Here is a 26155-nt window from a genome sequence, read left to right as displayed (position 1 = left end):
GCGTGCCGAACCCGCCGCTCCGGGTCCCCGCACGTCCGGAGGTGTCGCGTGACCGGCCTTCAGCTGTCGGTCGTCGTGCCCTGCTTCAACGAGGCCGAGGGCATCGGTTCCTTCCACGCGGCGCTGACCGCCGTCCTGGAAGGGCTCCAGGAGACCTTCGAGATCTGCTACGTGGACGACGGCAGCAACGACCGCACACGGATGCTGCTCAACGCTTTCGCCACCCGTGACGAGCGGACCCGCTACACGGCGTTCAGCCGGAACTTCGGCAAGGAGGCCGCCATGCTCGCCGGGCTCCGCATGTCGCGGGGTGCCGCCGTGGTGATCATGGACGCCGACCTCCAGCACCCGCCCGAGCTCATCCCCCGCATGCTCGAGCTGCACCGGCACGGTTACGACCAGGTCATCCCGCGTCGCGACCGCTCGGGTGAGGGCATGGTCCGCAGCACGCTCAGCCATGCCTACTACGCGGTCGTACGCCGCTGTGTGGACGTGGAGCTCCTCGACGGGACGGGGGACTTCCGGCTGCTCTCCCGTCGGGCGGTGGAGAGCGTCCTGTCGATGCCGGAGAGCAACCGCTTCTCGAAGGGGATCTTCTCCTGGATCGGCTTCGACACCGTCAGCTTCCGCTACCGGAACAGCGAACGCGTGGCAGGCCGGTCGAAATGGGGCAGCCGGCGGCTGCTGAACTACGGCATCGACGGCCTGCTGTCCTTCAACAACCGCCCGCTCCGCCTGGCCATCTACACCGGGTTCTGGGTCTTCCTCTCGGCCCTGGCCTACGCGGTGTGGACGGTGGTGACCGTGGTGCTGCACGGCGCGGACACACCGGGCTACGCCACGCTGCTCACCGCGGTGGTGGCCCTCAGCGGTATCCAGCTGGTGACCCTCGGGGTCATCGGCGAGTACGTGGGGCGCATCTACCACGAGGCGAAGCACCGGCCGCCCTATGTGGTGCGGGAGACCGACGAGAGCTGCCCGGCGCCGTCGGAGCGCCCTCCGCCCCCGGTGACCGCGCTCGCCTCCCACCGGGCCCGCACCGCGCGCCAGTTCGGCAGTTTCGTCCTGGTGGGATGCGTGAACACCGTTGTGTATCTCGGTGTCTACGCCGTCCTGAACCGATGGATTCCCTACCTGGTCGCTCACGTCCTCGGATACGCGGTCAGCATCGTGTGCTCGTTCCTGCTCAACTCCTACGTCACCTGCCGGACGAAGCCGACCTGGCGAGCCTTCGTGCGCTACCCCGTGTCGAGCCTGGTGAATCTCGTGGCTTCGGGCGCTCTGCTCTACGGGGCGGTCAGCGGCCTCGGCATGGGCAAGAACATGGCCGCGCTCGTCGCCGGAGTCCTCGTCACCCCGGTCTCCTTCCTGCTGGCCCGGTGGGCGATCATGTCGGGCCGCCGCGAGGCCCCCGTCCCGGCCGGGGCTTCCACGCAGCAGTCCGAACCGCCCGGGGGCGCGCCGGTCCCCGAACTCCCCCTCCGCGCCTCCGAGGACCGGTGAGCGCGTATGTCCGAGAACACACCGGAGTCCACGGCCCCTGACCGGCCGGACACCACGCCGCACGACCCGCGGGGTCTCCCGGGGCGTCCGCGGCACGGCTCCCGGCCATACCGGCGGGCCTCGCTGTGGCTGACCGCCCTCTGCCTCCCGCCGCTGGCCCTGCTCGCCGCGGCAGCGTGGTTCGGGCGGTCGGTGCGGCCCGGCGCGGACGACTGGTGCTTCCTTCCCACGGTGCGGGACCACGGCGTCACGGGGCTCATCGGCCGGTTCTACTTCGACGACAACGGCCGGGTCGCCAACGCCGTACTGGTCGGCGCCTACGCGAAGTTCCAGGTGGCGGGCCACCAGTGGTTCGGTCTGGTCACTGGCGTGCTGACACTGGTGGTGCTGTGGGCCGCGGTGGTCCTCACGCTGCGGCGTCTCCGGCTCACCGTGCCGCGCGGACTGCCGCTGCTGGTCGCGGCCATGGCGACCGCGCTCTTCCTGTTCGTCACGCCCAACACGTACAAGACGTTCTACTGGCCGGCCGCGTCCGTCTCGCACACGATGCCACCGGTGCTGGCCTGCGCCGCGCTGCTCCCGTTCCTGGCGGCCCGTTCGCCCGGTGGCAGGGGTGCCGCCCTCGCCGTGGCCCTCGCCGCCGGCCTGGTCATCGGCACGCTCTCGGAGGAGACCGCGGTCGTGGTGGTGGTGCTGCTGGTCACCGTCCTCCTCATCGGCGGCCGCGCTGCCGCCGGTCCCTTCCGGCGCTTCCTTCGTCTCTGGTGCGCGGCGGGCGTCATCGGGGTCGCCGCCGGGGGCCTCGTCCTGATCACCTCTCCCGGCTCGAACACCCGGCGTGACCGGTTCGGGGCGGGTACGACGTCCATGGTCGCGCCGGAGTCGCTCGTCGCCTCGCTGCGCGGATTCGCCGAGATCACGCTGACCGTGGCCACCACATGGCAGTACGTCGGGGCGGTGGCGGTGGGAGTGCTCCTGGGACTGCTGTGGCGGCGCCCGGACGGAAGCCCGCCCCGCCCGCCCGCTCACCGGCTTCCGACTGCCTGTGCGGCGGTGGCCGCGCTTCTCGTGTCCGGCTTCCTCTGCACGGTCGTGGCCTATCCGGTGTTCCAGGACCGGGTGAGCGATCCGAGCGCCAACCGGCTCTGGAACGACTACCTGCTCGTCTACGTGGCCCTCCTCGTCTCCGCCGGCGCCCTCCTGGGGTCGGCGGCCCGGCAGCGTACGCGCAGGACAGGCCCCCTTCAGGCGGCGTGCGCGGTGCTCTGCGTCCTGGTCTGTTTCGGGCCGGCCGTCGCCCTGCTCGACCTCGACACGAGCATGCGCGCCCGGGCCGAGCAGTGGGACGCCCAGGACCGGCGGCTGCGCGAGGGGGCGAGCGCCGGCGCCACGGTCCTCCCGTACGAGCGACTCGTGATCAGTCAGATGCTGGAGCCCTTCAGCAGGCGAGGGCGCTCGTACTGGCCCGGAGGGTGCGTCGCCGACTACTACCGGCTCGACCGCGTCACCGACGCCACACGGTCCCCCGGCAACCGGTAGGACGAGCAGCGTCCCGGGGGCAGCCCGGAACCCTGGTGCTATTGTTCTACTTCAATGCAAACAACTCCAGGGGGGAGAGTCAGATGACCGCCATCAGAAGGGCCGTCCTGACAGCAGTGCCGTTCGGCATCGCCGCCGCCGCGTACGCCGGCGTCTTCATGGCGAACCGGGACCGGCTGCCCGGTCGGATCGCCACACACTTCTCGGCGGGCGGCGGGGCGAACGACTACATGAGCCGGTCCACGGCGCTGTGGTCGGGGTTCGCCCTGCTCGTCGGCCTCGGGCTGGTGTTCACCGTCATGACCCTGTCCTCCGGGAAGAGTGCGGGGTCGCGGCTGAACACCGCCGTCGGAGCAGGCACGGCGTTCACGGTCGGTTATCCGCTGGTCGTCACCGTCCTCGTCAACGCGGACGTCCAGGACCCTGCCCAGGCGCACCTGTCCCTGTGGCATATCGCCGTGCTGCTCGCCGGGGGCGTGGCCACAGGAGCCCTGGCCTGGCGGCTGATGGACGCGGGGCCGCGCCCTGAGCCCGTGCCGCCCACACCCTCGCTCCCTCTCGCCGAGGATGAGGCCGCCGCCTGGAGCCGCACCATGATGTCCCGCGCACTGCTGCCGGCGGCCGGGGCGGTTACGCTCACCGGCCTGTGCGTGCTGGTGTTCGGCACCTTGCAGACGGGTCTGCCGCTGTTCGCACTCGGCCTGATCTGCGCCGCGTTCACCGGTGTCCGGGTCACCGTCGACCGGCGGGGCGTCATGGTGACCTCGACGGTCCTGCCCAGGCCCCGGCTCGCCGTGCCGCTCGGCAGCATCGTCGGCGCCGACAGTGTCGAGGTCGACGCCGTGGGAGAGTTCGGCGGCTGGGGCTACCGGATACGGCCGAACCGGCGAGGTGTCCTGCTGCGTTCGGGCGAGGCTCTCTCGGTCCGGACGTCCGGGGGGCGCGAATACGTGGTCACCGTCGACGACTCGGCCACCGCGGCCGCGCTGCTCAACGGCCTGACGGCCCGGCACGCAAGGGAGCGCGGCTAGCATGTTGTTCCGGGTATTCCCCGGCTCGCCCGTACCGCTGGGCGAGCAGATCGCCGCCTGCGTGCGCGGGGCGATCGCGGACGGCACGGCGACCCCTGGTGAGCGGCTGCCGCCCGCCCGGGAGGTCGCCGAGTCGCTGGGCGTCAATGTGCACACCGTGCTCCGTGGCTATCAGCGGCTGCGTGACGAGAACCTGATCGAGCTGCGCCGCGGCCGGGGCGCGGTGATCACCGCGGCGCCGGGAGCCGCGGGCCGTGCCCGGCTCACCGACGCCGTGCTCGGCGTCATCAACCAGTCGCGCGAACTGGGTCTCACGGAGGAGGAGTTCCTGACCCTGGTCCACAACGGCCTGGCGAGTGCGCCCGTTCCCTCGCCGCCAGGTCCCGAGGATCGGTAACACGCGTGACACACGTGCCTGTTGAAGCTTTCCCGGAGTGATCATAGACTTCACCGCCGTCGGCTCCGGCTCGCGTCCGCGACTGTGATCCAGCTCCGCGGATGTGCGCGTTCGACGCCGCGCTCCTCACGGCGGGCCCGGGGGCCGCTGCTCGGCCTGCACCACTGCGACAACCCGTACCCACCAAGCCGGGAGAAGCATGTGAGAGCACGTCGTACGGCCGGACGGGCCGCCTCAGCACTTGTCACCACCCTCGCGCTGACCGGCGTCCTCGCCGGCCCCGCAGCCGCCTCCGGGCCGGCCGCGGCACAGGAGCGGACGGGGCCGGCCGCCACCACGGCCGGCCCCGTCACACATCAGAAGAACGACCGTGTCCCCGAGGGCTCCCTCTGGACGCAGCACTACTTCCCCTCCTCGGACCGCTCCGGCACGGAGCTGCACGCCGACGTGCTGCTGCCCGAGGGGCTGCCGAGGAGGGCGAAGGTGCCCGTCATCCTGTCGGTCGGCCCGTACTTCGGGCACTCCGGCCAGTCGGGCCCCGAGGGCTGGACCCGTACGGGCCCCTCCGACCGGTTCCAGGACTTCATCGAGGGCACCGACCTGTTCGACCAGGGTTACGCCTTCGTCATGGTCGACCTGCGCGGCTTCGGCGGCTCCACCGGCTGCCTCGACTGGGGCGGCCCCGGTGAGCAGGCGGATGTGAAGGCCGCGATCGACTGGGCCGCGAAACAGCCCTGGTCCACGGGTGCGGTGGGGCTGTACGGCAAGTCGTACGACGCCGTGACCGGTCTGATCGGCAACAACCTGGACCAGCGCGCGCTCAAGGCCGTGGTCGCCCAGGAGCCGGTCTGGGACATGTACCAGTACATCTACTCGAACGGCGTGCCCCGCCCGAACGTCACCGGCACTGCCAACGCCTACAACTCCATCGCCACGCTGGCCCAGTTGCCGGACGACGACCCGCGCTACCTGGCCAACTCCCGTTACGAGCAGTCCCATCCGGAGTGCCTGACCCGGAACGCGGCCGGCTACCGGATATCCGACCAGGACGACGCCTTCTGGACCGCACGGGACCTGGCCAAGGCGGCCAAGGGCACCGACACCCCGCTCTTCGTCACCCAGGGCTTCGTCGAGAACAACACCAAGCCCGAGGAGATGCAGGAGTACCTGGACAACCACAAGGGCCCCGAGCGCGGCTGGGTCGGCCAGTGGGACCACGTACGCGGCGGGGACCGCACCGGCGACGGGCGCCTGTCCATGGGGCGCGAGGGCTGGTACGACGAGACGCTCGCCTTCTACGACCAGTACCTCAAGGGCGACAGGCCCGAGGTCCGCTACCCGGCCTACTCGGTCGAGGACTCCACCGGCGCGTGGCGGGCCCAGAAGACCTGGCCGGCCGCGGAACGTTCCGTCACCCTCCCCCTGGGCGGCGGCTCGTACGTGGACGACGGCGGCCTCTCCTCGCTCACCGGCCTGGCGACGTCCGGGCTGCCGTCCCTGCGGGAGCGCGCGGAGCCGTCCGGTGACTGGGACATGGAGAACGCGCCCGCCACCGACCCGGCCGCACCGAGGGGTCCGGCCGAAGGACAAGCCCGGCTCCAGGAGGCGGGGAAGGTCACGTCGAGCTACTTCGTGTGGTCGGAGGCGCTCGAGAAGTCCGTACGGATCACCGGGACCCCGCAGATCTCCTTGAGAGCCGAGGGAGAGGGCAACGTCATGCTCAAGCTGTACGACGTCGCCCCGGACGGCACCGCCGTCATGTTCGACGAGCAGGTCTCGCTGATCTCCACGGGCAGGCTCACCGTCGATCTCAAGGCGACCGACTGGACGCTGGCGGCCGGTCACGTCCTCGCGGTGGAGGTCGGCTCCATCCGGACCGGCTCGTGGCGCGACACCCCGTCCGGCGAGACGATCGACGTCACGGGAGCGCGGCTCCGGCTGGCCCTGGACGACCCGTCCGACGACATCCCCACCGACGGTGCCCGCTCGCCGTACCTGGACACCTACCTGAGCCAGTACACGGTGGACCTGCCGGCCGGGCCCGCCACGTTCAGGGTGGTTCCCGGCCGTCCTCATTGAGCATGCCTCGTGTCGGCCTCCGGCTCGTCCCGCCCGTCGGGACGAGCCGGGGGGCTTCATGACGGGTCGCCGCCGGGTGACGCGTCCGGCTCCTGCCGCTCCTCGCCGAGCTGCTCGCGCAGATAGTTCCAGGCCACCGCGATCAGTGCGGCGGCCGGTACGGCGAGCAGGCTCCCCACGATGCCGGCGAGGCTGCCCCCCAGCGTCACGGCGAGCAGGATCACGGCGGCGTGCAGACCGAGCCCGCGGCTCTGGATCATGGGCTGGAACACGTTGCCCTCCAGCTGCTGCACCACGACGATGATCGCCAGCACGATCAGGGCGTCGGTGAGTCCGTTCGACACCAGGGCGATGAGAACGGCGACGAAACCGGCGAACAGGGCTCCCACGATCGGCACGAACGCGGAGACGAAGGTCAGGACCGCCAGCGGGAGCACGAGCGGCACCCCGACGAGCCACAGGCCCAGGCCGATGAGGACCGCGTCGAGCAGGCCGACATAGGCCTGGGAGCGCACGAATTCACCGAGGGTCTCCCAACCACGGGCCGCCACGGCAGGAACATCGGTGGCGAGCCGGCCGGGCAGCTGACGCTCGAGCCACGGAAGGAACCGGGGGCCGTCCTTGAGCATGAAGAACATCAGGAAGACCGCGAGGATGGCGGTCACCACACCGTTGACCACGGTGCCCACCCCCGTGACGACGGTGGTGACCATGCTGCCCAGGCTGTCCTGGATGCGGGCGGTCGCGGAGTCGAACGCACCGGTGATCTGGTCGTCACCGATGTTGAGCGGCGGCCCGGAGGCCCACTCGCGCAGCCGCTGGATGCCTTCGACCACGCCGTCGGCCAGTTGGCCGGACTGGGAGGACACCGGCACCGCGATCAGCGCCACCACCCCCGCGGCGACGAGGAGGAACAGCACCGTCACGACCGAGGCCGCGAGGGCCGGAGGCCACCCGCGCCGGCGCAGGAAACGCGCTATGGGCCATGTCAGAGTGGTGAGCAGCAGGCCGACTATGAGCGGCCAGACGACCGACCACATCCGCCCCAGCACCCACACCGCCACTGCGGTCATGACAAGGACGATCAGCAACTCGCCTGAGACACGGGCCGAGACGCGGAGGGCGGCGCGGGTCTTGGTGGAGCTCAACGTGACAGACATGGGGGTCAGCCTATGGGCCGCCGGGCCCGCTCCGGGCCGCCCCCGCCCGGCCCCACACCACACGAGGCGTCGGCCGTTCCGTCGACCGGCACCCGGCGGCGGCCCCCGATGGGCCTGCCTGTGCCCCGCCACCCTGCTGTCCGTGAAGGACACGGGCAACGGTTACGCGGCCATCAGCATCGACGGCGGGCCTGAGCGGACAGTGGGTTCCACGGCGCGATCCGCGTCGGAGAGGCCGTGCAGTACAGGAGTCCCCGGCTGGGGAACGGCAGCCACACACTCCGCGTCCGGGTGACAGGGCAGCACAGCGCCCAGTCCCAGGGGTCCTTGGTGAGCGTCGACCGTGCCGACGTCTACGCCGGCTGAAGGCACCGCCCCCGGCGGACAGGCGCCTCCCCGAGCGGCCCGTGTTCAGTGTGCGGTGCCGCGGGGGCTGACTCCGTCGACCGCGAGCCGGAGAAGACGGTCGGCCTGTTCCGCGGCGTCGGGGTGCTGTTCGGTGGCCAGGGCGATGCCCACGGTCAGGGTGACCAGGTCGTGGAAGGTGACGGTCTCCTTGACCGAACCGTCACTGATGGCGTGGCGCAGCAGGGGCGTGCCCGCGGCTTCGAGGGCGGCACCGCAGGAGTCGCCGGCGGGGTGGGGGGAGGGAGGCTCGTAGGTGAGGGCATCGGCGAGTCCGCGGGCGGAGACGGCGTACGTGAGCAGGTCATGGAGCCAGGTCAGAAGTGCCGTACGGCCGTCCTGGGCCTCCTCGAGTTTCCGCGCGCGTGCGCACAGGGCCTCGATGCGCTCGTGGAAGACGGCTGTCAGCAGGGCCTGCCGGGTGGGGAAGTGCCGGCGCACGGTGGCTGAACCGACGCCTGCCGTGCGGGCGATCTGTTCGAGGGAGGCGTCTGCTCCGCGTGTGGAGACCTCCGCTTCGGCCACTTCCAGAATGCGGGCGTAGTTGCGGCGTGCGTCTGAGCGCTGACCGGGCATGTTCTCCCTCGCTTGCTAAGTGGTGGCCCCCGCCATATCGTAGCCGAAGCAAAACGGCGGGCCCCGCCGTTTTGCTGCCACCCGATCCATGACTCACCAGCAGGAGTGCTCATGACCATCAACTCGGCCCCCGTTCTGGTTACCGGCGCCACCGGCCTCCAGGGCGGCGCGACGACCCGTGCGCTGTTGTCCGCCGGCATTCCCGTCCGTGCTCTGGTGCGTGATCCGCACAAGGAGAGCGCGAAGGCCGTCGAAGCCCTCGGCGCCGAACTCGTCACCGGCGACCTGAACGACCGGGCCTCGCTGGACCCCGCCGTCCGCGGTGTCCGCTCGGTGTTCTCGGTGCAGATGCCGCCGATGAGCGAGGACGGCGTCGATTTCGCGGGGGAGCTGGCCCAGGCCACCAACCTGGTCCGCGCGGCCGGGGAGGCGGGGGTGCCGCAGTTCGTGCAGTCCTCCACCAGCGGGGTGGGTGAACACACGCGGGCTCCCGGCTGGGACGAGGGCCGCTGGGCGCCCATGCAGCCGTACTTCGAGACGAAGCAGGCGATCCTGGAACTGGTGCGCGGAGCGGGCTTCGACCGCTGGAGCGTGGTCAAGCCGGCGTTCTTCATGGAGAACCTGCCTCAGCTGGCCCCCCACGGACCGGCCGGCGGCCTGGCGACCGTCGTGCGACCGGACTCGGAGCTGGCCCTGGTGGCGGTCTCGGACATAGGCGTGGCCGCGGCGCACGCCATCAGCGATCCGGACCGCTTCCACAGGGTCGAGCTGGAGCTGGCCGGCGACCGGCTCACCATGAAGCAGATCGCCCGGACCCTCTCGGAGGCGTGGGGCGTCGAGATATCGGCACCCTCGATGAGCCTCTCGGAGGCACTCGCTGCCGGAATGCCCGCGTGGGGGGCCGGGCACGAGTGGAGCGACGTCGTGGGACAGCCGGCCCGCCCGGAGTTCGCCCACGCGCTGGGCATCCCGGTGACGACGTTCGCCACATGGGCTTTCGCACACCTCACCACCGCGTCCTGAACGATGGCCCGATGGGGATGACCGGCCCTTCCACCGTCGTCACAGGGATCGGAGAGCGGGACTCCCGTCAGCAGCCAGCATGCTCTCGATGAGGTCGACGGCGCGCGAGGTCCCGCCCTCGGCCCGTGCGGCAGCCCGCAACCTCTCGGACCGGTCGACGCGTTGCGGGTCCCCGACCAGGTCGTCCAGCGCCGCGCGAAGGACCTCGGCGGTGGCGTCAGCGGTGTCCACACGGCGGGCGACGCCGAGTTCCACGAGCCGGTCGGCGTTCATGAACTGCTCGGCTCCCTGCGGCACGGCGATCATGGGAACACCTGCCAGAAGCCCTTCCCCGCAGCCGCCCATGCCGGCGTGGGTGACGAAGGCGTCCGCCTGTTCCAGGATCGCCCTCTGCGGGACCCAGGAGCGCACCTCCACACCGGACGGGATGTCACCCAGTTCCCTGGGGTCGGTGTACTTGCCGATCTGGAGCACGACGTGCCAGCCGGGCAGATCGCCGAAGGCTGCGATGCACTGACGGTAGAACTCGGGCTGTCGCGTGTACGCGGAGCCGAGCGAGACCAGCAGCACGTGGTCTGCGGCCGCCGGGCGTGTCCAGCACTCGGTGGCCGCAGGGGCGTCGAAGCAGGGGCCGACGAAGGTGACGGTCCTGGTGTCGACCCGATCGGCGTGCGGCTGCATCGCTCGCGGGATCAGGGCCAGGGCCCGTGCGGGCGGACCGGAGAAGGCGTCCACGTCCGTGGTTTCGGCACCGCAGTCGGCGAGCCACCGCGCGAACCTCTCCCGGTACGCTCCGGCGCCCGGCAACTTCCGTAGGTGGACCGCGACTTCCTCCTCGTATCCGTCCCAGCCGACGAACGTCGGGGACAGTTGCAGAAGAGGGCGGCCCTGCGCCTCGGCGAGGGCGCGCGCGGCGTAGGCACCGATGTCGTAGAGATACAGGTCGGCCGGGTCGTCGTCGTAGGCGGCACGCAGTTGTGGGAGTGCCTGGACGGCGTCGTCGAGGAAGAGGCTCGCCGCGGCGATGGGGTCGTCGGGCCAGTTGTTGTCGGCGACCGGCAGCACGGAGGTGCAGGGCACCGGTTCGGCGCCCGCGGAACGGATCCGATCGGTCACGAGCGGATCGTTGGCGTAGGTGACCCGGTGGCCGCGGGCCACCAGTTCGCGGATGATCGCGAGGCTCGGCAGGACATGGCTGACGATGGGTACGCCGACCATCGCGATATGGGCACGGGGGCGAGGCACGGCCGATCACTCGTTTCCAGGAGGCGGGGTGGCGAGGAAGGTGCTTGCCGGGCGGATGCGCCCGGCACGGCGACACTGCCGCATGTCAGGGGTGGCCGATGAGCGCGGCGGCGTCCTCCAGTTCCGCGATCGACCCTGACATGATCGTCCGCACGTGCTCGGTGATGTGCGGTACGGGCCAGTCCCACCACGCCACGGCCAGGAGCCGGGCGACATCGGCGGCGTCGTAGCGGGTACGGATCAGCCTGGCGGGGTTGCCGCCGACGATGCCGTAGTCGGGGACGTCGCCGGTGACCACGGCACCGGCGCCGATGATCGCGCCGTGGCCGATCCGTACGCCCGGCATGACCGTGGCCCCGTGGCCGAACCAGACGTCGTTCCCGACGACGGTGTCGCCCCGGCCCGGCAGTCCGGTGATCAGGTCGAAGTGGTCGGCCCAGGACCCGCCCATGGTGGGGAAGGGGAACGTGGACGGGCCGTCCATGCGGTGGTTGGCGCCGTTCATGAGGAACCGGGTGCCCGTGCCCAGTGCACAGTACTTGCCGATGAGGAGCCGCTCGGGCCCGTAGTGGTAAAGGACGTTGCGCGTCTCGAACGCGGTCGGGTCGTCGGGGTCGTCGTAGTACGAGTAGTCACCGACCTCGATCAGTGGCGACTTGACCAACGGCCTGAGCAGGACGACGCGCGGATGCCCGGGCATCGGGTGGAGCACGGTGGGGTCGGCCGGAACGAGGGGCATCGGGAAAGCGGTTCCTCTCGGAAGGGGGCGGTTCACTAGTGCGACAACTGTTGCGTTAAGATGCTGTCACAACCACGGCATGCCGATCAACCGGATACGGGATACCCGATGACCGAAGCACCGACCGCGAAGCCGGACCGCCGTCCGGGCGGCCGCACCGCCCGCATCCGCGCGCAGGTCCTCGACGCGGTGCGCGCCGAACTCACCGAAGGCGGTCATGAAGGACTCACGATGGAGGGCGTCGCGGCCCGCGCGGGAGTGCACCGGACCACGGTCTACCGGCGCTGGCGCGACGTGGGCGGCCTGCTCGTCGACGTCATCGACGCCGCCGGCGAGATCGACTGGCAGCCACCGGACACCGGCTCCCTGCGGGGCGATCTGACGGCCCTCAACCAGGAGATCCAGGACTCCCTGACCGTGCGGCCGTCGTTCGCCGTCGCTCTGATGGCCGTCTCGTTCCACTCCGAGCAGGCCGCGAGCGCGCAGAAGAAACTCTGGGCGGACCGGTACGCCCAGTGCGAGGTCCTCGTCGACCGCGCTGTCGAGCGGGGTGAACTCCCCTCGCGGCGCACGGACGCGCAGAGCCTGCTGATCGCCGCCACGGCGCCGCTCTACCACCGGCTGGTGCTCCTGCGCACCGGTCCCGTTCCGGATCTGCCGGAGCAGGCCGCCACGGCGGCGGTGCTGGCGGCCGCCGCCGGCGCGTTCTCCGTCCGGGTGTAGGCAAGTGCCTCATGAGAGGCGACAGGCGCTCCCGCCGACCGAGCTCACGCACACCGGCGACGGCGCCGAGCAGCTGGACCCGCCGGCCGAGCGACGGGCAGCGTGAGGAAGCCGATCCTGGCGAGCCCGTCAGTGGTGAGCTGGTTGTTGAACTCCGCCCAGCCGGCTGCCGCCTGCCCGGCGAGAGCCAGCAGGAACGCGAGGCCGAAGGCCAGGCTTATGGCGTTGTCCCGCACCAACCGGCGCATCCTGTGCCCCCGCACGCCCTCGTGCTCGCCCGCGGAAGGCGTCGCATCCTCGGAGGGCGGAGGTCCGGCTCGGGGCCCGCTCGAAAGCCGTGGCGGCGGCGGACGCGCCTGCGTCGCCCCCTGCGGCGCCGGTGCACGCGGCCAGCACCGGCAGGAGCACGCCCAGACAGACGAACGCCTCGGTGACGCGCTCGGCGTGTCCGCCCACACTGACCCCTTCCGGCCGGTAACAGTCCTCTCATCGTGCGTGTTCGCCTATCCGAATCAGTGCCGGACACGCTGTCGCCGGCGGCTGCCGGCCGCCGCACCGGAGCGCTACGGATCAGGGCCGAGCAGGGGAACAATCGACCTCACACGTCTCCTTTCGGCCGCTGAGGGAACACGTCGTCCATGACTACGCGATCTGAACTACCTGGCACGGCCGAGTCGTACTGGATGGCCACGGCACCCGGCATCCGGTGGCCGGCCCTCGACACGGACACCACTGCGGACGTCGCCGTGATCGGAGCCGGCATGGCCGGCCTGAGTGTCGCCTGGGAACTGGTCCGGGCCGGGCGGAACGTGGTCGTGCTGGAGGCGGACCGCGTCGCCGCGGGGGTGACCGGCTACACGACGGCGAAGCTCACCGCCGCCCACTCCCTCGTGTACGAGCACCTGCGCCGCACGCGGGGACGGCAGGGCGCCCGTCATTACGCACTCTCGCAGCAGGCGGCTGTGGAGCGGGTCGCGGCCGTGGCGGCGGAACTCGGTGTCGACTGCGACTTCGAACGCTCGTCCGCTCTGACTTTCACCACCGACCCGCGACAACGAGCCGCCTTCCAGGCCGAGGCCGAGGCCGCCGCGGAAGCAGGCCTGGACGCCGGGCTCGTGACGGAGACGGACCTGCCGTTTCCCGTGGCCGCGGCGGTGCGCGTCGCACACCAGGCGCAGTTCCATCCACGTAAGTATCTTCTCGCCCTCGCGGACGACATCGCCGCGCGAGGCGGTGCCGTCCACGAACGGACCAGGGTGACCGGCCTCACCGAGGGAAGCCCCTGCCGGCTGACGACGGAGCGGGGCACGACGATCACGGCGCATGACGTCGTCGTGGCCACCCACTACCCGGTGTTCGACCGGGCACTGCACTTCGCGCGCCTGTCACCGCGCCGTGAACTGGTCGTCGCCGCCCCCCTTGCCGCCTCCGACGCGCCGGAGCACATGTACATCACCGACGACATGGGGAAGCGATCCGTACGTACCGCGCCGCTCGACGAGGAGCGCAGGCTGCTCATCGTCACAGGTGAGAGCTTCACGCCGGGCACGGACGACAGCGGTGAACGCTTCCTGCGGCTGGACGCATGGATGCGCGAGCACTTCCCGGTCGGTGATACGGCCTACCGGTGGGCCGCCCAGGACAACGACGTGAGCGACGGCGTGCCGCTGGTGGGGCACTTCCATCCGGGCGCACGCCATGTCTACGTCGCGACAGGCTTCGGTGGCTGGGGAATGAGCGGGGGCGCCATGGCCGGACAGCTGCTGGCCTCGACGCTCACCGGCACCGAGCCCGAGTGGGCGGGGCTCTACGACCCGCGTCGCCTGTGGAGCACCCTCCGCGAGGGTACGACCCTGCTGAAGCAGCAGGCAGATGTCGCACGCCACTTCGTAGGAGACCGGCTGAAGACCACCCACGTCGACTCGGTCGCCGAGATCGCCCCCGGCTCGGGTGCGGTCGTCCGGGTCGAGGGGCGGCGCTGCGCCGTCTACCGCGACGAGGGCGGGGTGGCCCACGCCGTGTCCGCGCGCTGCACACATCTCGGTTGTCTGGTCGCCTTCAACGAGGCGGAAACCGCGTGGGAGTGCCCATGCCATGGTTCGCGCTTCGGCATCGACGGCGAAGTGCTGCACGGCCCTGCCCTGCGCCCACTACCGCCGCGGATGATCTGAGCGTGCGACGCGCCGCGTCGATCGGGCGTCGTCGTCGCCGGCACCCCGGTCCTCTGTCCCGCGCGAGCCCGTCATCGGGGAGCTGACCGCCACTCGCATGGTCCGTCCCGGCGACGCCCGGTAGGAGCACGTGTGGGCGTGACCGCGCGGGGCAAGGCTGGGAGCATGACGACGACACTCGGTGCTTTTGTCCTCGGTACTCCCGACCCTCCCGCGCTGGCCGACTTCTACCGAGCTCTGCTCGGCTGGCAGGAAGTGGAACGCACCCCGGAGTGGGTCCGCCTGAGAGCGCTGGAGCAGGAACGCCCGGGACTCAGCTTCCAGTTGGAGATCGATCACACGCCTCCGGCGTGGCCCCAGCGTCCCGGCACCCAGCAGATGCAAGCGCACCTGGACCTACAGGTGGACGACCTGGAGGCGGAGACCGAGCGGGCGTGTGCCCTGGGCGCGACACTGGAGGACCACCAGCCTCAGAAGGGTGTACGGGTCCTCCGCGACCCGCACGGCCATCCGTTCTGCCTCTTTCTTCCCGGAGCCTGAACGCCGCCGGGCCCATGAGGCGGTAGGCCGGCGTCGGCCGGGGGCACGGAACGAAAGAACTCGGTGGCTGTGAGGACGCCATACACGAGTGAGATCCGCGAGGCCGGGCACCCGTGATCGGTGTGCCCGGCGAACGGAACAACCGGCTCCGGCCCGGAGGACGGCAGGTCCGGGAGCTCCAGGAGGCACACAGCGGGCGGCTCGGCTCGGGCCGGCACGCGGCAGAATTATGCAAGCCGAAGGACACGACGGTTCATGACTCCTGGCACGACGACCTCGCGGACCGATACGGGAAGGCTCGCCGAACTGGCCCAGTGGTGGCGGCGTGCCATGTCCTACTCCGGGGACGAACGCGACACGCTCCTGGTGATCGGGAAGAGCGCGCTTGCCGCCACCCTGGCCTGGTTCATCGCGTACGACCTCCTCGGCTCCCACTCGCCGGCGTTCGCCCCGTTCTCGGCGGTGCTGATCATGCAGGTGACCGTCTACCGCTCGGTTCTGCAGTCACTGCGCTATGTCGGCGCGGTGGTCGCGGGCGTCCTCGTGCAGGCCGCCCTCGGTTTCCTCGCCGGGCCGGATCTGCTGACCTTCGTCCTCGTCGCCCTCATCGCGCTCACCATCGGCCGCTGGCACGTCCTGGGCGTCCAGGGGCCGCAGGTCGCCACTGCCGCCTTCTTCGCCTTCTCCACCTACACCTCTTCGTCCGGAGACGCCCAGCGCATCCACCGGCTGGGAGAAATCGTCGTCCTCGTTCTCGTCGGCTGCGCGATCGGCACAGCCGTCAACGTCCTCGTCGCCCCGCCGCTGCGCTATCGCAGCGCCGAGTACGGCATCCGCAACCTCGCCCACACCCTCCACGACCTTCTCGCCGACATACACCCCGTCCTCGCCGAAGGTGTACCGGACCTGGACACCACCGGAGGATGGCGAGCCCGCGCGGAACGCACCGAAGACGTGATCGGACAGGCCCGGTCGCGACTCCGAACAGCCAAGGAAAGCGCTCTGCTCAACCCACGCCGCCTGCTGCGCCCCTACCGGAAGCACCCGGGCTTCCAGGGCTATGAGGCTGTGCTCGGCGCCCTCGAACGCACGCTGTACCAGATGGCCTCCCTCACCCGCGGTCTCGACCGCACCCGCGAGGAGGACGAGGCCTACCGGCCGTTCCTCCAGCGTTACGCGGCATTCCTGAAGTCCGTCGCCGCGGTCGCCGAGGTGCTGACGACACTGGACGAGACCACCCTGCGCCCGCAGGCGAAACGACTGCAGCGCCTTGCCGACGAGGCCGAAGCACGCCGCGACGAGCTGGTCGAGGAAACCCGCAGGCTGTCCGTATCCCTCGCCGATCCCTCCGCCCTGTACGGCCTCCTCGTCGTCGAGGCGACGCGGCTGATGGAGGAATTCCGGTACACCGGCGACGTCCTCCTCGAAGCCGCGAGGGACGCGGACTGAGGTGGAGCCGCTGCTCCTGCGACTGCCGTCGAGGGGCCCCGGTGGCGCCCCCTCCCCGACCACCCTCACGGCCCGAGCAGCGCTCGGTCCTGCTGTGGAGAACGGCCCGGGACCGATCGAGCGTCCCGGCTTCGATCCGTTTCCGCCCCACCTGCGCTCATCAGCGGGGAAAATGGGCCGACGGACGGTGTGCCGACCCGGCGCCGCCCGGGTCGGCACCGAGAAAGGTGTTGCCCGATGCCCATGCAGTCCTGGTTCTCCGACGCGAAGCTCGGAATCTTCGTCCACTACGGCATCTACGCCGTCGAGGGGGTACCCGAGTCCTGGGCCTTCTACACGGGACAGGTTTCGCACGAGCAGTACATGAAGCAGCTCGGCGGTTTCACCGCCGCACGCTACGACCCGCGCGGCTGGGCGGCCCTGTTCGCGCGTGCCGGGGCGCGCTACGCGGTCCTGACGGCGCGTCACCATGACGGGGTGGCCCTGTGGGACACCGGATTCGGTGACCTGGACGTCGTCCGGCACTCGCCCGCCGGACGTGATCTGGTCGGACCGTACGCCACGGCGCTGCGCGAGCGAGGTCTCAGGGTGGGCCTGTACTACTCCCACTCCGACTGGAACCACCCCGACTACGCGAGCGTCCTGCACCCGCACCCCTCCCCCACCCACGCGGACGTGCTGACCAGCCGCTGGGCCGCGCCCCGGGGCGGGGTGGAGGACCCGGAGGCCTGGGCCCGCTATCTCGCCTACCGTGACGGCCAGGTCGGCGAGCTCGTCGACCGGTACCGCCCGGATCTCCTCTGGTTCGACGGCGAGTGGGAACGTGCCGAGGAGCAGTGGGGCACGGCCGGTCTCGCCGCCCGCGTACTCGGTGCCAATCCGGACACGGTGTGCAACGCGCGGCTGATCGGCCACGGGGACTATGCCACCCCGGAACAAGGGGTGCCCCTGCGCGCTCCTGACGGCCCCTGGGAGCTCTGCCTGACGGTGAACGACTCCTGGGGGTTCCAGCCCGGCGACACGAACCACAAGTCGGTGCGGCAGCTGGTGCGGTACTTCGCGGAGACGATCGGGACGGGCGGCAATCTGCTGCTCGGGGTCGGCCCACGTGAGGACGGCACCGTCCCGGACGAGCAGGCGGCACGCCTCGAAGGGCTCGGCGCCTGGATCGCGGCGCACCGCGAAGCGGTGTACGGGACCGTCGCGGGCCTGCCGGCCGGGCACCACTACGGGCCGAGCACGCTGTCCGCCGACCGTCGCACCCTCTACCTGTTCTGCTTCGACCCGCCGCGCGAGTACGTGGCCGTGCGCGGGCTGCGCAGCCGCGTGACGCGGGTGTCGGTGGTCGGCACCGGCTCACCCCTGGCGCACCACGTCGTCGGCGGTCTGCACGACGTGCCGGGTGTCGCCTGGATCGACGCGCCGGCCTCGCGGGACGTCGACGCGTACGCGACCGTGCTCGCGCTGGAACTCGACGGCGAACTCGACGTCTACCATGGCTCGGGCCGTACCTGAAGCGGTGTCGGGCGGCGGGCGGTGGACCGCCGTCCCGAGACCGCATGTCAAGGATCTGCTGTGTCCGGCTCTCGGAGGCCTCACGCCGGGCGTGGGCGACACTCCGGGGCGTAGATCGTCCGGCAGGGCGGCTACGTCGATGATTTCAGCGTCCGCGACAGCACGCGTTCCCTCACCGATCCTTCCACTGCGACGAGCAAAGCAGCCGTAGAGGCGACGGTGGCACCGACCACGCTCAGAGATCTTCTTCTGGCGGCCTGGAGCTCTGCCTGCATCGCTGAACCTGCTCTTCGATCTCCAGGCTTACCCACCCGCCGATGGCGATGTGTGCGGCCTGGACCCCTGTTTCGGCCAGTTCCTTGTGCAGGCCGAGAACCCAGTTGCGCAGCGCGGCCTGGGCGGCGTTGAGGTTGCCGAACATCGGGACGGGGTCGGCCGAGCCGGCGCCGTTGGTGTAGAGAAAGGTGTCCGTGCCGGCCTCTCGCATCGCGGGGAGCACGGCCCGGGTGGCGGCGATGGCCCCGTGGAGCAGGACGTCCATAGCCCACTGCACATCCGACGGTCCGGTCAGGGACGGGGAACTTTCGGCGTTTCTGCGCTCAGCGCACGCGTCCACGCGGCTTCAGGGGCACATCGGGCAGTGCGGGAGCCGGGAGTGGCGGGCCGTCACAGCCACGTACGGCGCCGAACCGATCACCGTTCATCCAGTCCTCCCGGGCCTGCCTGATCTCGTCCTGTGTTCTGGCCACGAAGTTCCACCACATGACGATCTCCTCCTCGAACGGCTCACCGCCGAGGAGCATCAGTCCGGCATCGGACTCGGCGCGCAGCGGCAGTTCGGTGCGGCCGCAGCCCAGGTAGAGCATCGACCCCGGAAGGACCGGGACGCCGTCGACATGCGCCTCGCCGGACATCGACAGCACGGCGTACTCGAAGTCGGGGTCGAGCGGCAGCCGGGCTTCCGCGCCTGCGGTCAGGGCCAGATCGGCCCCGACGATCGGGGTGTAGGAGCGACCGGGCGATACGGCTCCGTCGAGTTCGCCCAGGATCACGGTGGCGGTGACTCCCGGCGCCTTTACGGCGGGCAGGTCGATGTGGTGCTGGAAGTGCGGCTCGACATGCCGGTCGGCGGCGGGGAGGGCCACCCAGAGCTGGGCACCGTGCAGAAACCTGGCGTGTGGGTCGGGGCTCTCCTCGGAGTGGCTGATGGCCCTGCCGGAGGTCATCAGGCCCAGCTCCCGCGGCCGGATCTGCTGGAGGCTGCCCAGGCTGTCCCGGTGCAGCACCTCCCCCTCGTGCAGCCAGCTGACCGTCTGCAGCCCCATGTGGGGGTGCGGCGGCACCTGCATCCCGGGCTCGTCGGCGATGTCGTCGGGGCCGTAGTGATCCACGAACGCCCAGGCGCCGACCATGCGGCGTCCCAGATTCGGCAGCAGTCTGCGCACCTCGGTGGATTCGCCGAGCTGGACACGGCGCGGGGCGAGGAGTTCACGTACGGGTTCGGCGACGACGAACCCGCGTCCTCCACAGACGGAGAGAGCGGCCTGACGATCGAGATTGCTCATGGCGCACAACCTATTGCCGTACGGCCCTGGAGTGCCGCTCCCCACGCGGATGATTTAGTGGAATGTTCAACCACCTGTCGGTGTTGAGAGGGCTGAAGACATCATGGCCGAGGAGGAGAAGTGGACGACACCTACTACGAGTTCGGTACGCCGGCCGACCGCTGGGACCGGGCCCAGCTGTTCTTCGAGGCGAAGGAGTACCTGACCGCGGCCCGCATCCTCGGCGGGCTGGTGCGGGAGGTGCCGGAGCAGGTGGCGCCGCGGCTGCTGCTGGCGCGCTCCTACTACCACTCGGCCAGGCTCGCCAAGGCCGAGGCCGAGCTGCGCGAGGTGCTGGAGCGCAGTCCTGTCGAGGACTATGCGCGGCTGATGCTCGGGCGCACCCTCGAACGTCAGGGCCGGCACGCCGAGGCGGCCCCCCATCTCCGGATGGCTCACGCGATGACCGGGGACCTCGGACCCGAGCTCCTTGAGCGGGAGCAGCCGAACCAGGGGTGACAGACTGAGCCCGTAACGGTGGGTGACCGGGGGTCGTAGCGATGTCGGCAGCGTCGCTACGTCCCCGCCGGCAACGAATATTCGGATGCCCCCGCCTTCCGGTCACTGATAGTCAGGCGTCATGGACCCGGACATCCTCATGACCACCCGCCTCGCCCTGCACCCGCTGACACCCGCGCGGGCAGCGGTGCTGGAGGCCGCCGACACGCACACCCCGCCGGACGGAGCACGGTGGGCGCCCGGTTACCCCGACGAGGGCGACCGGGCAGGTGCCCGCCGCTTCCTGGCGGCCTGCGCGAGCACCGGGGATCCACAGCCCTTCGGCCCGTACGAGATACGACGCCGTACGGACGGTACGGCGCTCGGCGGTGTGGCCTTCCACGGCAGACCGGACGCCGCAGGCCAGGTCACCATCGGATACGGCCTCGTCAGCTCGGAACGCGGCCGCGGTTACGCCTCCGAGGCACTCCGGGCGCTGCTTGTTCTCGCCCGCTCCCAAGGGGTTCGTTCCGTGAAGGGCGACGCCGGTCTGGACAACGTCGGATCCCATCACGTCATGGCATCGGTCGGCATGCGACTGGTCGCGGTGGACGACCGGCTGAAGCACTACCGCGTCGACCGGCCCGGCACTCGCGCGGGGGACGGCGTGCCTCGACCCGACGGTGCGGCCCGGTGAGAAGGGACGCGCCCGGCTTCACCCGGAAGGAATCTCCGGCAGCACGATCGCGGTCACCATGAAGCCGTCGGCGATCAGCCACCTGCCCTCGTACGACCTCGGCATCCCGGGCGCTGTCAGCAGGAGGTTCGCGACGAACGTGCCTTCGCCGGCGTTGTCCGCGCTCACCCGGAAGCTGATGTCCGCCTCGTCGAAGCCGAGTTCGATCCGGGTGAGCGGGAACCACGTCTTGAAGACGCTCTCCTTGGCGCTGAACAGCAGCCGGTCCCAGTGGATCTCCGGGCTGTCCGCCGTGTCCAGGGGCAGCCTCGCCCGTTCCGAAGGCAGTGAGATCACCTCCCACACACCGGGCGGAAGAGGCTCGTCGGGCTCGGCGTCGATGCCGACCGCCCGTACGTCGGACGCCCTTGCCAGTACCGCCGCGCGGTAACCCACACAGTGCGTCATGCTGCCGACGATCCCGTCCGGCCACAACGGCACCCCGCGATGGCCGGTCAGCACCGGGGCCGGAGGCAGCCCCAGGACGGCCATGGCGCGTCGCGCGCAGGCGCGGACGGCCGCGAACTCGTGCCGTCGCCGCTCCACACTCGCGGCCACCAGCCGCGCCTCCTCCGGATACAGGCTGCCCGCCGGCGCGTCCGCGTCGTGGGTGTCCGCGCACGCGACGTACGAGGGAAGGAGCCGTTCGATCACTGGGTGTCGCCCCTCACGGCCGTGGACCCTTCTCCCTCGTACGGAAGGATCTGCCGCAGCAAACCCCGCGGGTGGCCCCGCTTCCGCCACTCCCTGGGGTAGCCGATCGAGACCTCCTCGAACCGCACACCGTCGTGCCAGGTCGTCCGGGGGATGTGGAGGTGCCCGTAGACGACGGCCGCGACGTTGAAGCGCCGGTGCCAGTCGGCGGTGAGCTCCGTTCCGCACCACTGGGCGAACTCCGGGTACCACATCACGGAGGTGGGTTCCCGCAGCAGAGGCCAGTGTCCCGCGATGACCAGCGGTACGTCAGGGTCCTGCGCGGCCAGCCGCCGCTCGGTCACTGCCACCCGTGCCCGGCACCAGTCGTCGCGGGCCGGATAGGGGTCGGGGTGCAGCAGGTATTCGTCGGTGCAGACCACGCCCGCCTCATGGGCGCGGGCCAGGGACTCCTCCTTGGTCGTCGTCCCCGGAGCCCTGAAGGAGTAGTCGTAGAGCAGGAAGACGGGGGCCACCGCCACGGGCCCGCCGGTGCCCTGCCACAGGGGGTAGGGGTCCTCGGGTGTGGTCACGCCGAGCTCGCGGCACACCTGGACGAGGTGCTCGTAGCGCGCCCGGCCACGCAGCCGGACGGGGTCCTTGTCCACGGTCCACAGCTCGTGGTTCCCGGGAGTCCACACCACATGGGCGAACCGGTGCGCGAGCAGCTCCAGCGCGCGTTCGACCTCCTCCGCCTGTTCGGCGACATCACCCGCGACGATGAGCCAGTCCTCGTCGGACGTCGGGTGCAACCGGTCGGCGACGGGCCGGTTGTCGGCGATCCCGACGTGCAGATCGCTGACCGCGAGAAGCCGCCCGCCGCCTCCGGAGGGGAGAGGGGCCGACTCGGTGCTGGAACTCATTGTTCGAATTTACCGTCTCCGCGGTTCCGGCGAGGCCACTCCGCCCGACATGCCTGCTGTCCGTCCGGCCGGGATGATTGACCCGCTGCCTCCGGGGAACGCGGCGGCACAAGGCAGCACCTCCGTAGCCGTCGATGGAGAGAGGCAGACGCAGTGACCGACGCCGAACAGCCGCAGGACCCGACCCGGAGCCATCCGCAGCCGGATTTCCCCCAGCAGGAACAGGAACATCCGGGCCGGACCGGCGCGATGGATCCGACACCGGACCACGGGGAGGACTCGTACGAGGGCCATGGCCTCCTGCTCGACCGCAGGACGGTCGTCACCGGCGGTGATTCCGGCATCGGCCGGGCTGTGGCCCTGGCCTTCGCGCGGGAAGGGGCGGACGTGCTGTTCACGTATCTGCCCGCCGAGAAGAACGAGGCGGAGGAGACGTCCCGGCTCGTGGAGGAGGCCGGCCGGAGGGCGGTGGCCGTGGCGTGCGACATCCGGGACGAGAAGCAGTGCCGGGCCCTCATCGAGCGGGCCGTGTCGGAGTTCGGCCGGATCGACGTCCTGGTGAACAACGCCGCCTACCAGATGTCTCAGCCCGAGGGCATCGCCGCCATCTCGACCGAGCAGTTCGACCGTGTGGTGCGTACCAACCTGTACGGGATGTTCTGGCTGTGCAAGACCGCGCTGGCGCACATCCCGGCCGGGGGTTCGATCATCAACACCACCTCGGTACAGGCCTACAAGCCCAGCCCCCACCTGCTGGACTACGCCATGACCAAGGGCGCCATCGTCACCTTCACCCAGGGGCTCGCCCAGATGCTGGCGTCAGACGGGATCCGCGTCAACGCCGTCGCCCCCGGGCCGGTCTGGACGCCCCTCATCCCCGCGACCATGCCCGACACGACGGAGTTCGGGAAGCAGAGCCCTCTGGGACGGCCGGCGCAGCCTGCCGAGATGGCGCCGGCCTACGTCTTCCTCGCCTCCTCGAACGCGTCGTTCATCACCGGCGAGATCATGAACGCGACCGGCGGCACGCCACTGCCCTGACGGTGATTGTTCCGACGGAACCGAGGGAAGGCGTTGTTCATGCGTGCAAACCATCATGAAGCACCCGTTCTCGACGCGCTGGCGGCCTACAAGGAGAAGGGCCGGCTGGCCTTCTCCCCGCCGGGCCACAAGCAGGCACGCGGGGCCGCTCCGGCCGTGCGTGCCGTTCTCGGAGACGCGGTGTTCTTCGGGGACGTGCTCGCGTCCGGGGGCCTGGACGACCGTCGCCAGACCTCCAACGTCCTGCAGCGTGCCGAGCAGCTGATGGCCGACGCCGTGCACGCCGAGCACACCTTCTTCTCCACCTGTGGCAGCTCCCTGTCGGTGAAGGCCGCGATGCTCAGCGTGGCCGCCCCGCACCGGAAGCTCCTGGTCGGCCGCGACGCCCACAAGTCCGTCGTCGCGGGGCTGATCCTCTCCGGCATCGATCCCGTATGGGTGGAACCGCAGTGGGACACCGAACGGCACCTCGCCCACGCACCGTCGGCGGAAACCTTCGAGCAGGCGTTCGAACAACATCCGGATGCCTGTGGTGCCCTGGTCACCAGCCCCACCCCGTACGGGTCCGCCGCGGACCTGGTTGCCATCGCCGAGGTGTGCCACCGCCGGTCCAGGCCCCTCATCGTCGACGAGGCGTGGGGCGCACATCTTCCTTTCCACCCGGACCTGCCCTCCTGGGCCATGGACGCCGGAGCCGATGTCTGCGTCACCAGCATCCACAAGATGGGCAGCGGACTGGAGCAGGGCTCGGTCTTCCACCTCCAGGGCGACCTCGTCGACCACGACACGCTGGCCTCGCGTGCCGACCTGCTCGGCACCACCAGCCCGTCCGTCCTGCTGTACGCGGGCATCGACGGCTGGCGGCGGCAGATGGTCCTGGAGGGACATGACCTGCTGTCCCGCGCGCTCGCTCTGGCCGGAGACGTCCGGGAGCGGATCGAGAAGATCGACGGGATGCATGTGAACGACCGCGACGACTTCTGCGGGCCGGGAAGGGCCGCCGAGTTCGATCCACTCCCCGTGATCATCGACATCAGTGAACTGGCGACCAACGGATACCGGGCAGCCGACTGGCTCCGTACACACCACCGGATCGACACACACATCGTCGACCACCGCCGGATCAGCGCCCAGTTCACCCACGCCGACGACGAGTCCACCGCCGGCCGCCTGCTGGAGGCCCTGCGCGACCTGTCCAGGCAGGCCCGCACTCTCGAGCCGGCGCCCGCGGTGGAGATCCCGGGACCGGACGAACTGCGCCCGGACCAGGTGTGTCTGCCTCGGGACGCCTACTTCGCCGCCACCGAGGACGTACCGGTGGAGGAGGCCGTAGGACGCGTCGCCGCGGAGATGATGACCCCGTACCCGCCCGGCATCCCCACCGTCCTCCCGGGCGAACGGCTCACCGAGCCGCTGCTCCGGTATCTGCGGTCGGGTATCGAGGCCGGAATGAACGTGCCCGACCCGGCCGATCCGACCTTGCGGACGGTGCGTGTCTGCGCGGACGGTGCGGCCCCCGGGACGTGACGGCACGGGCCACGGAGGTGAACGCGCGACCCGACGGAAAGGACCGGAGACATGCCCATCGCCACGTACACCCTGGTCGCGCTCGACTGCCGCGACCCCTGGTCGCTGGCCGGCTTCTACCAGGGCCTCCTGGGCGGTGAGATCACGAAGTACGACGACGACTGGTACGACCTGCGCGTCCCCGGCGGCGCCCGCATCGCGTTCCAGAGGGCGGCCGGCCACCGGCCGCCGGAGTGGCCCAGAGGAGACCGCAACTCGCAGCAGGCCCACCTGGACTTCGACGTGGCGGATGTCGAGCGGGCGCAGGAGGAGGTCCTGGCCCTCGGCGCGACGCCGCTGGATCTCGACGACCGGGGCGGTGAGCGCCGGTTCCGCGTGTACACCGATCCGGCGGGGCATCCGTTCTGTCTCTGCTGGCAGTGAGGGCTGGGCGCGTCCGGACGGACGCTGCGGGAAGCGGCGGCCCGCGCCCCGGCCGCGGACAGCCCGTCGACCCGAAGGCCCGTGTCTCCGCCGCGTCTCGCGGCACGGCACGCCCAGAATGAGGAACCATGAGCCGAAGCGCCCTCATCGTCATCGACATGCTCAACACGTACAGCCACCCGGACGCGGAGATCCTCATTCCCTCCGTACGGGAGGCACTCCCCCGCATCGTGGACCTCATCGAACGCGCCCGCGACGGGGGTGTGCCGGTGATCTACGTGAACGACAATTTCGGGGAGTGGCGGTCCCACCACGGCGAGATCATCGACACGACACTGTCGGGGCCGCACAGCGACCTGGTGGAGCCCGTGCTGCCGGACGACGACTCGCTGTTCGTGGTCAAGGCCAGGCACTCGATCTTCTACGAGACGCCACTCCCCTACCTTCTGTCGCAACTGGACGTGGGCCGTGTGGTCCTCTGCGGTCAGGTCACCGAGCAGTGTGTCCTGTATTCCGCTCTCGACGCCCATATCCGCCACCTCGGCGTGACGATCCCCGACGATGCCGTGGCCCACATCCATCCGGATCTGGCGGAAGCAGCCCTCCGGATGATGGAACGCAACATGGGCGCGACGATCCGGAGGACCGCGGACGTCGCTTTCTGATTCCGGCGCGCGCGGGTACGGCTTCGTTCCGTACGGGGCATTTCTGCGGCCGCACCGAATGGATCAGGCA

The 26155-nt window shown here is 70.5% G+C and carries 26 protein-coding genes and 1 pseudogene; 18 read left to right on the top strand and 9 right to left on the bottom strand.

Annotated elements, in window-relative coordinates; translation table 11 throughout:
• Positions 1 to 48 precede the first annotated feature (48 nt).
• From ACZ32T_RS22160 to ACZ32T_RS22140, 5 genes are all read left to right on the top strand, one after another.
• A complete protein-coding gene (locus ACZ32T_RS22160) occupies positions 49 to 1503 on the top strand; it encodes a glycosyltransferase (protein ID WP_467368524.1) in 1455 nt (484 codons plus the stop codon).
• Positions 1504 to 1509: 6 nt separating this feature from the next.
• On the top strand, positions 1510 to 3042 hold the full coding sequence (locus ACZ32T_RS22155; protein WP_467368522.1) for a DUF6056 family protein: 1533 nt from the start codon (positions 1510 to 1512) through the stop codon (positions 3040 to 3042).
• Between the two features lie 83 nt (positions 3043 to 3125).
• Positions 3126 to 4073: a DUF1648 domain-containing protein gene (locus tag ACZ32T_RS22150; protein ID WP_467271031.1), complete on the top strand. Its 948-nt coding sequence runs from the start codon at positions 3126 to 3128 to the stop codon at positions 4071 to 4073.
• A 1-nt stretch (position 4074) separates the two neighbouring features.
• Entirely contained in the window at positions 4075 to 4470 is a 396-nt protein-coding gene (locus ACZ32T_RS22145) for a GntR family transcriptional regulator (protein ID WP_467368520.1), read from the top strand.
• Positions 4471 to 4671: 201 nt separating this feature from the next.
• On the top strand, positions 4672 to 6549 hold the full coding sequence (locus ACZ32T_RS22140; protein WP_467368518.1) for a CocE/NonD family hydrolase: 1878 nt from the start codon (positions 4672 to 4674) through the stop codon (positions 6547 to 6549).
• Between the two features lie 56 nt (positions 6550 to 6605).
• Here ACZ32T_RS22140 and ACZ32T_RS22135 read toward each other — a convergent pair whose 3' ends face one another.
• Positions 6606 to 7709, bottom strand: a complete 1104-nt coding sequence (locus ACZ32T_RS22135) for an AI-2E family transporter (protein WP_467368516.1) — start codon at positions 7707 to 7709, stop codon at positions 6606 to 6608.
• 133 nt (positions 7710 to 7842) lie between these two features.
• Here ACZ32T_RS22135 and ACZ32T_RS22130 point away from each other — a divergent pair.
• Positions 7843 to 8075: pseudogene (locus ACZ32T_RS22130) on the top strand (hydrolase); the annotation flags it as partial.
• 45 nt (positions 8076 to 8120) lie between these two features.
• Here ACZ32T_RS22130 and ACZ32T_RS22125 read toward each other — a convergent pair.
• Complete coding sequence (locus tag ACZ32T_RS22125) at positions 8121 to 8690, bottom strand: TetR/AcrR family transcriptional regulator (RefSeq protein WP_467271039.1); 570 nt, start codon at positions 8688 to 8690, stop codon at positions 8121 to 8123.
• Positions 8691 to 8801: 111 nt separating this feature from the next.
• Between ACZ32T_RS22125 and ACZ32T_RS22120 the strand changes: the two genes are divergently transcribed.
• Complete coding sequence (locus ACZ32T_RS22120) at positions 8802 to 9713, top strand: NmrA family NAD(P)-binding protein (protein WP_467368514.1); 912 nt, start codon at positions 8802 to 8804, stop codon at positions 9711 to 9713.
• Between the two features lie 39 nt (positions 9714 to 9752).
• Here the strand turns inward: ACZ32T_RS22120 and ACZ32T_RS22115 are convergent, their stop codons facing one another.
• Positions 9753 to 10958 carry a macrolide family glycosyltransferase gene (locus ACZ32T_RS22115; RefSeq protein ID WP_467368512.1) on the bottom strand — a complete coding sequence of 402 codons (1206 nt, stop codon included), beginning with the start codon at positions 10956 to 10958 and terminating at the stop codon, positions 9753 to 9755.
• Between the two features lie 85 nt (positions 10959 to 11043).
• Positions 11044 to 11697, bottom strand: a complete 654-nt coding sequence (locus ACZ32T_RS22110; protein WP_467271045.1) for a CatB-related O-acetyltransferase — start codon at positions 11695 to 11697, stop codon at positions 11044 to 11046.
• Positions 11698 to 11805: 108 nt separating this feature from the next.
• On the opposite strand from ACZ32T_RS22110, the gene ACZ32T_RS22105 reads away from it, so the two are divergent.
• A complete protein-coding gene (locus ACZ32T_RS22105; protein ID WP_467271047.1) occupies positions 11806 to 12420 on the top strand; it encodes a TetR/AcrR family transcriptional regulator in 615 nt (204 codons plus the stop codon).
• A gap of 44 nt (positions 12421 to 12464) precedes the next feature.
• Here ACZ32T_RS22105 and ACZ32T_RS22100 read toward each other — a convergent pair whose 3' ends face one another.
• Entirely contained in the window at positions 12465 to 12656 is a 192-nt protein-coding gene (locus ACZ32T_RS22100) for a DUF6766 family protein (protein WP_467368510.1), read from the bottom strand.
• A gap of 402 nt (positions 12657 to 13058) precedes the next feature.
• Here ACZ32T_RS22100 and ACZ32T_RS22095 point away from each other — a divergent pair, with 402 nt between their 5' ends.
• The 4 genes from ACZ32T_RS22095 (at position 13059) to ACZ32T_RS22080 (ending at position 18095) form a co-directional block, all read left to right on the top strand.
• Positions 13059 to 14591: an FAD-dependent oxidoreductase gene (locus ACZ32T_RS22095; protein ID WP_467368508.1), complete on the top strand. Its 1533-nt coding sequence runs from the start codon at positions 13059 to 13061 to the stop codon at positions 14589 to 14591.
• Positions 14592 to 14756: 165 nt separating this feature from the next.
• Positions 14757 to 15131 (top strand): VOC family protein, encoded by a 375-nt coding sequence (locus ACZ32T_RS22090; RefSeq protein ID WP_467271053.1) that lies wholly within the window; start codon positions 14757 to 14759, stop codon positions 15129 to 15131.
• Between the two features lie 255 nt (positions 15132 to 15386).
• A complete protein-coding gene (locus ACZ32T_RS22085) occupies positions 15387 to 16580 on the top strand; it encodes an FUSC family protein (protein ID WP_467271055.1) in 1194 nt (397 codons plus the stop codon).
• Between the two features lie 237 nt (positions 16581 to 16817).
• Entirely contained in the window at positions 16818 to 18095 is a 1278-nt protein-coding gene (locus ACZ32T_RS22080) for an alpha-L-fucosidase (protein WP_467368506.1), read from the top strand.
• Between the two features lie 235 nt (positions 18096 to 18330).
• Here ACZ32T_RS22080 and ACZ32T_RS22075 read toward each other — a convergent pair whose 3' ends face one another.
• Positions 18331 to 18636 (bottom strand): hypothetical protein, encoded by a 306-nt coding sequence (locus ACZ32T_RS22075; RefSeq protein ID WP_467368504.1) that lies wholly within the window; start codon positions 18634 to 18636, stop codon positions 18331 to 18333.
• 58 nt (positions 18637 to 18694) lie between these two features.
• Complete coding sequence (locus ACZ32T_RS22070; protein ID WP_467271061.1) at positions 18695 to 19660, bottom strand: pirin family protein; 966 nt, start codon at positions 19658 to 19660, stop codon at positions 18695 to 18697.
• Between the two features lie 120 nt (positions 19661 to 19780).
• Here ACZ32T_RS22070 and ACZ32T_RS22065 point away from each other — a divergent pair, with 120 nt between their 5' ends.
• Complete coding sequence (locus ACZ32T_RS22065) at positions 19781 to 20158, top strand: tetratricopeptide repeat protein (protein ID WP_467271063.1); 378 nt, start codon at positions 19781 to 19783, stop codon at positions 20156 to 20158.
• A gap of 121 nt (positions 20159 to 20279) precedes the next feature.
• Positions 20280 to 20834 (top strand): GNAT family N-acetyltransferase, encoded by a 555-nt coding sequence (locus tag ACZ32T_RS22060; RefSeq protein ID WP_467368502.1) that lies wholly within the window; start codon positions 20280 to 20282, stop codon positions 20832 to 20834.
• Positions 20835 to 20852: 18 nt separating this feature from the next.
• Here the strand turns inward: ACZ32T_RS22060 and ACZ32T_RS22055 are convergent, their stop codons facing one another.
• On the bottom strand, positions 20853 to 21527 hold the full coding sequence (locus tag ACZ32T_RS22055) for a 4'-phosphopantetheinyl transferase family protein (RefSeq protein WP_467368500.1): 675 nt from the start codon (positions 21525 to 21527) through the stop codon (positions 20853 to 20855).
• Positions 21524 to 22429 carry a metallophosphoesterase family protein gene (locus tag ACZ32T_RS22050; protein WP_467368498.1) on the bottom strand — a complete coding sequence of 302 codons (906 nt, stop codon included), beginning with the start codon at positions 22427 to 22429 and terminating at the stop codon, positions 21524 to 21526. Before ACZ32T_RS22050 ends, ACZ32T_RS22055 begins: the two co-directional genes overlap by 4 nt.
• A 153-nt stretch (positions 22430 to 22582) precedes the next feature.
• On the opposite strand from ACZ32T_RS22050, the gene ACZ32T_RS22045 reads away from it, so the two are divergent.
• The 4 genes from ACZ32T_RS22045 (at position 22583) to ACZ32T_RS22030 (ending at position 26085) form a co-directional block, all read left to right on the top strand.
• Complete coding sequence (locus ACZ32T_RS22045) at positions 22583 to 23470, top strand: SDR family oxidoreductase (protein WP_467368495.1); 888 nt, start codon at positions 22583 to 22585, stop codon at positions 23468 to 23470.
• Between the two features lie 39 nt (positions 23471 to 23509).
• The gene (locus tag ACZ32T_RS22040) at positions 23510 to 24997 is read left to right on the top strand and encodes an aminotransferase class I/II-fold pyridoxal phosphate-dependent enzyme (protein ID WP_467368493.1); all 1488 of its coding nucleotides are present in this window, start codon (positions 23510 to 23512) and stop codon (positions 24995 to 24997) included.
• A gap of 51 nt (positions 24998 to 25048) precedes the next feature.
• Positions 25049 to 25420 carry a VOC family protein gene (locus ACZ32T_RS22035; protein WP_467368491.1) on the top strand — a complete coding sequence of 124 codons (372 nt, stop codon included), beginning with the start codon at positions 25049 to 25051 and terminating at the stop codon, positions 25418 to 25420.
• Positions 25421 to 25548: 128 nt separating this feature from the next.
• Complete coding sequence (locus tag ACZ32T_RS22030) at positions 25549 to 26085, top strand: cysteine hydrolase family protein (RefSeq protein ID WP_467271077.1); 537 nt, start codon at positions 25549 to 25551, stop codon at positions 26083 to 26085.
• Positions 26086 to 26155 lie beyond the last annotated feature (70 nt).

Source organism: Streptomyces sp. NPDC023573, assembly GCF_055559735.1.
This window is presented reverse-complemented; position numbering and strand designations above follow the sequence as displayed.

Excerpts from the sequence above, each read along its gene's own strand:
- ACZ32T_RS22155 (WP_467368522.1), top strand. The coding sequence starts at position 1,510 with ATGTCCGAGAACACACCGGAGTCCACGGCCCCTGACCGGCCGGACACC.
- ACZ32T_RS22150 (WP_467271031.1), top strand. The coding sequence starts at position 3,126 with ATGACCGCCATCAGAAGGGCCGTCCTGACAGCAGTGCCGTTCGGCATC.
- ACZ32T_RS22145 (WP_467368520.1), top strand. The coding sequence starts at position 4,075 with ATGTTGTTCCGGGTATTCCCCGGCTCGCCCGTACCGCTGGGCGAGCAG.
- ACZ32T_RS22135 (WP_467368516.1), bottom strand. The coding sequence starts at position 7,709 with ATGTCTGTCACGTTGAGCTCCACCAAGACCCGCGCCGCCCTCCGCGTC.
- ACZ32T_RS22125 (WP_467271039.1), bottom strand. The coding sequence starts at position 8,690 with ATGCCCGGTCAGCGCTCAGACGCACGCCGCAACTACGCCCGCATTCTG.
- ACZ32T_RS22120 (WP_467368514.1), top strand. The coding sequence starts at position 8,802 with ATGACCATCAACTCGGCCCCCGTTCTGGTTACCGGCGCCACCGGCCTC.
- ACZ32T_RS22110 (WP_467271045.1), bottom strand. The coding sequence starts at position 11,697 with ATGCCCCTCGTTCCGGCCGACCCCACCGTGCTCCACCCGATGCCCGGG.
- ACZ32T_RS22105 (WP_467271047.1), top strand. The coding sequence starts at position 11,806 with ATGACCGAAGCACCGACCGCGAAGCCGGACCGCCGTCCGGGCGGCCGC.
- ACZ32T_RS22095 (WP_467368508.1), top strand. The coding sequence starts at position 13,059 with ATGACTACGCGATCTGAACTACCTGGCACGGCCGAGTCGTACTGGATG.
- ACZ32T_RS22090 (WP_467271053.1), top strand. The coding sequence starts at position 14,757 with ATGACGACGACACTCGGTGCTTTTGTCCTCGGTACTCCCGACCCTCCC.
- ACZ32T_RS22085 (WP_467271055.1), top strand. The coding sequence starts at position 15,387 with ATGACTCCTGGCACGACGACCTCGCGGACCGATACGGGAAGGCTCGCC.
- ACZ32T_RS22080 (WP_467368506.1), top strand. The coding sequence starts at position 16,818 with ATGCCCATGCAGTCCTGGTTCTCCGACGCGAAGCTCGGAATCTTCGTC.
- ACZ32T_RS22075 (WP_467368504.1), bottom strand. The coding sequence starts at position 18,636 with ATGGACGTCCTGCTCCACGGGGCCATCGCCGCCACCCGGGCCGTGCTC.
- ACZ32T_RS22070 (WP_467271061.1), bottom strand. The coding sequence starts at position 19,660 with ATGAGCAATCTCGATCGTCAGGCCGCTCTCTCCGTCTGTGGAGGACGC.
- ACZ32T_RS22060 (WP_467368502.1), top strand. The coding sequence starts at position 20,280 with ATGGACCCGGACATCCTCATGACCACCCGCCTCGCCCTGCACCCGCTG.
- ACZ32T_RS22050 (WP_467368498.1), bottom strand. The coding sequence starts at position 22,429 with ATGAGTTCCAGCACCGAGTCGGCCCCTCTCCCCTCCGGAGGCGGCGGG.
- ACZ32T_RS22040 (WP_467368493.1), top strand. The coding sequence starts at position 23,510 with ATGCGTGCAAACCATCATGAAGCACCCGTTCTCGACGCGCTGGCGGCC.
- ACZ32T_RS22035 (WP_467368491.1), top strand. The coding sequence starts at position 25,049 with ATGCCCATCGCCACGTACACCCTGGTCGCGCTCGACTGCCGCGACCCC.
- ACZ32T_RS22030 (WP_467271077.1), top strand. The coding sequence starts at position 25,549 with ATGAGCCGAAGCGCCCTCATCGTCATCGACATGCTCAACACGTACAGC.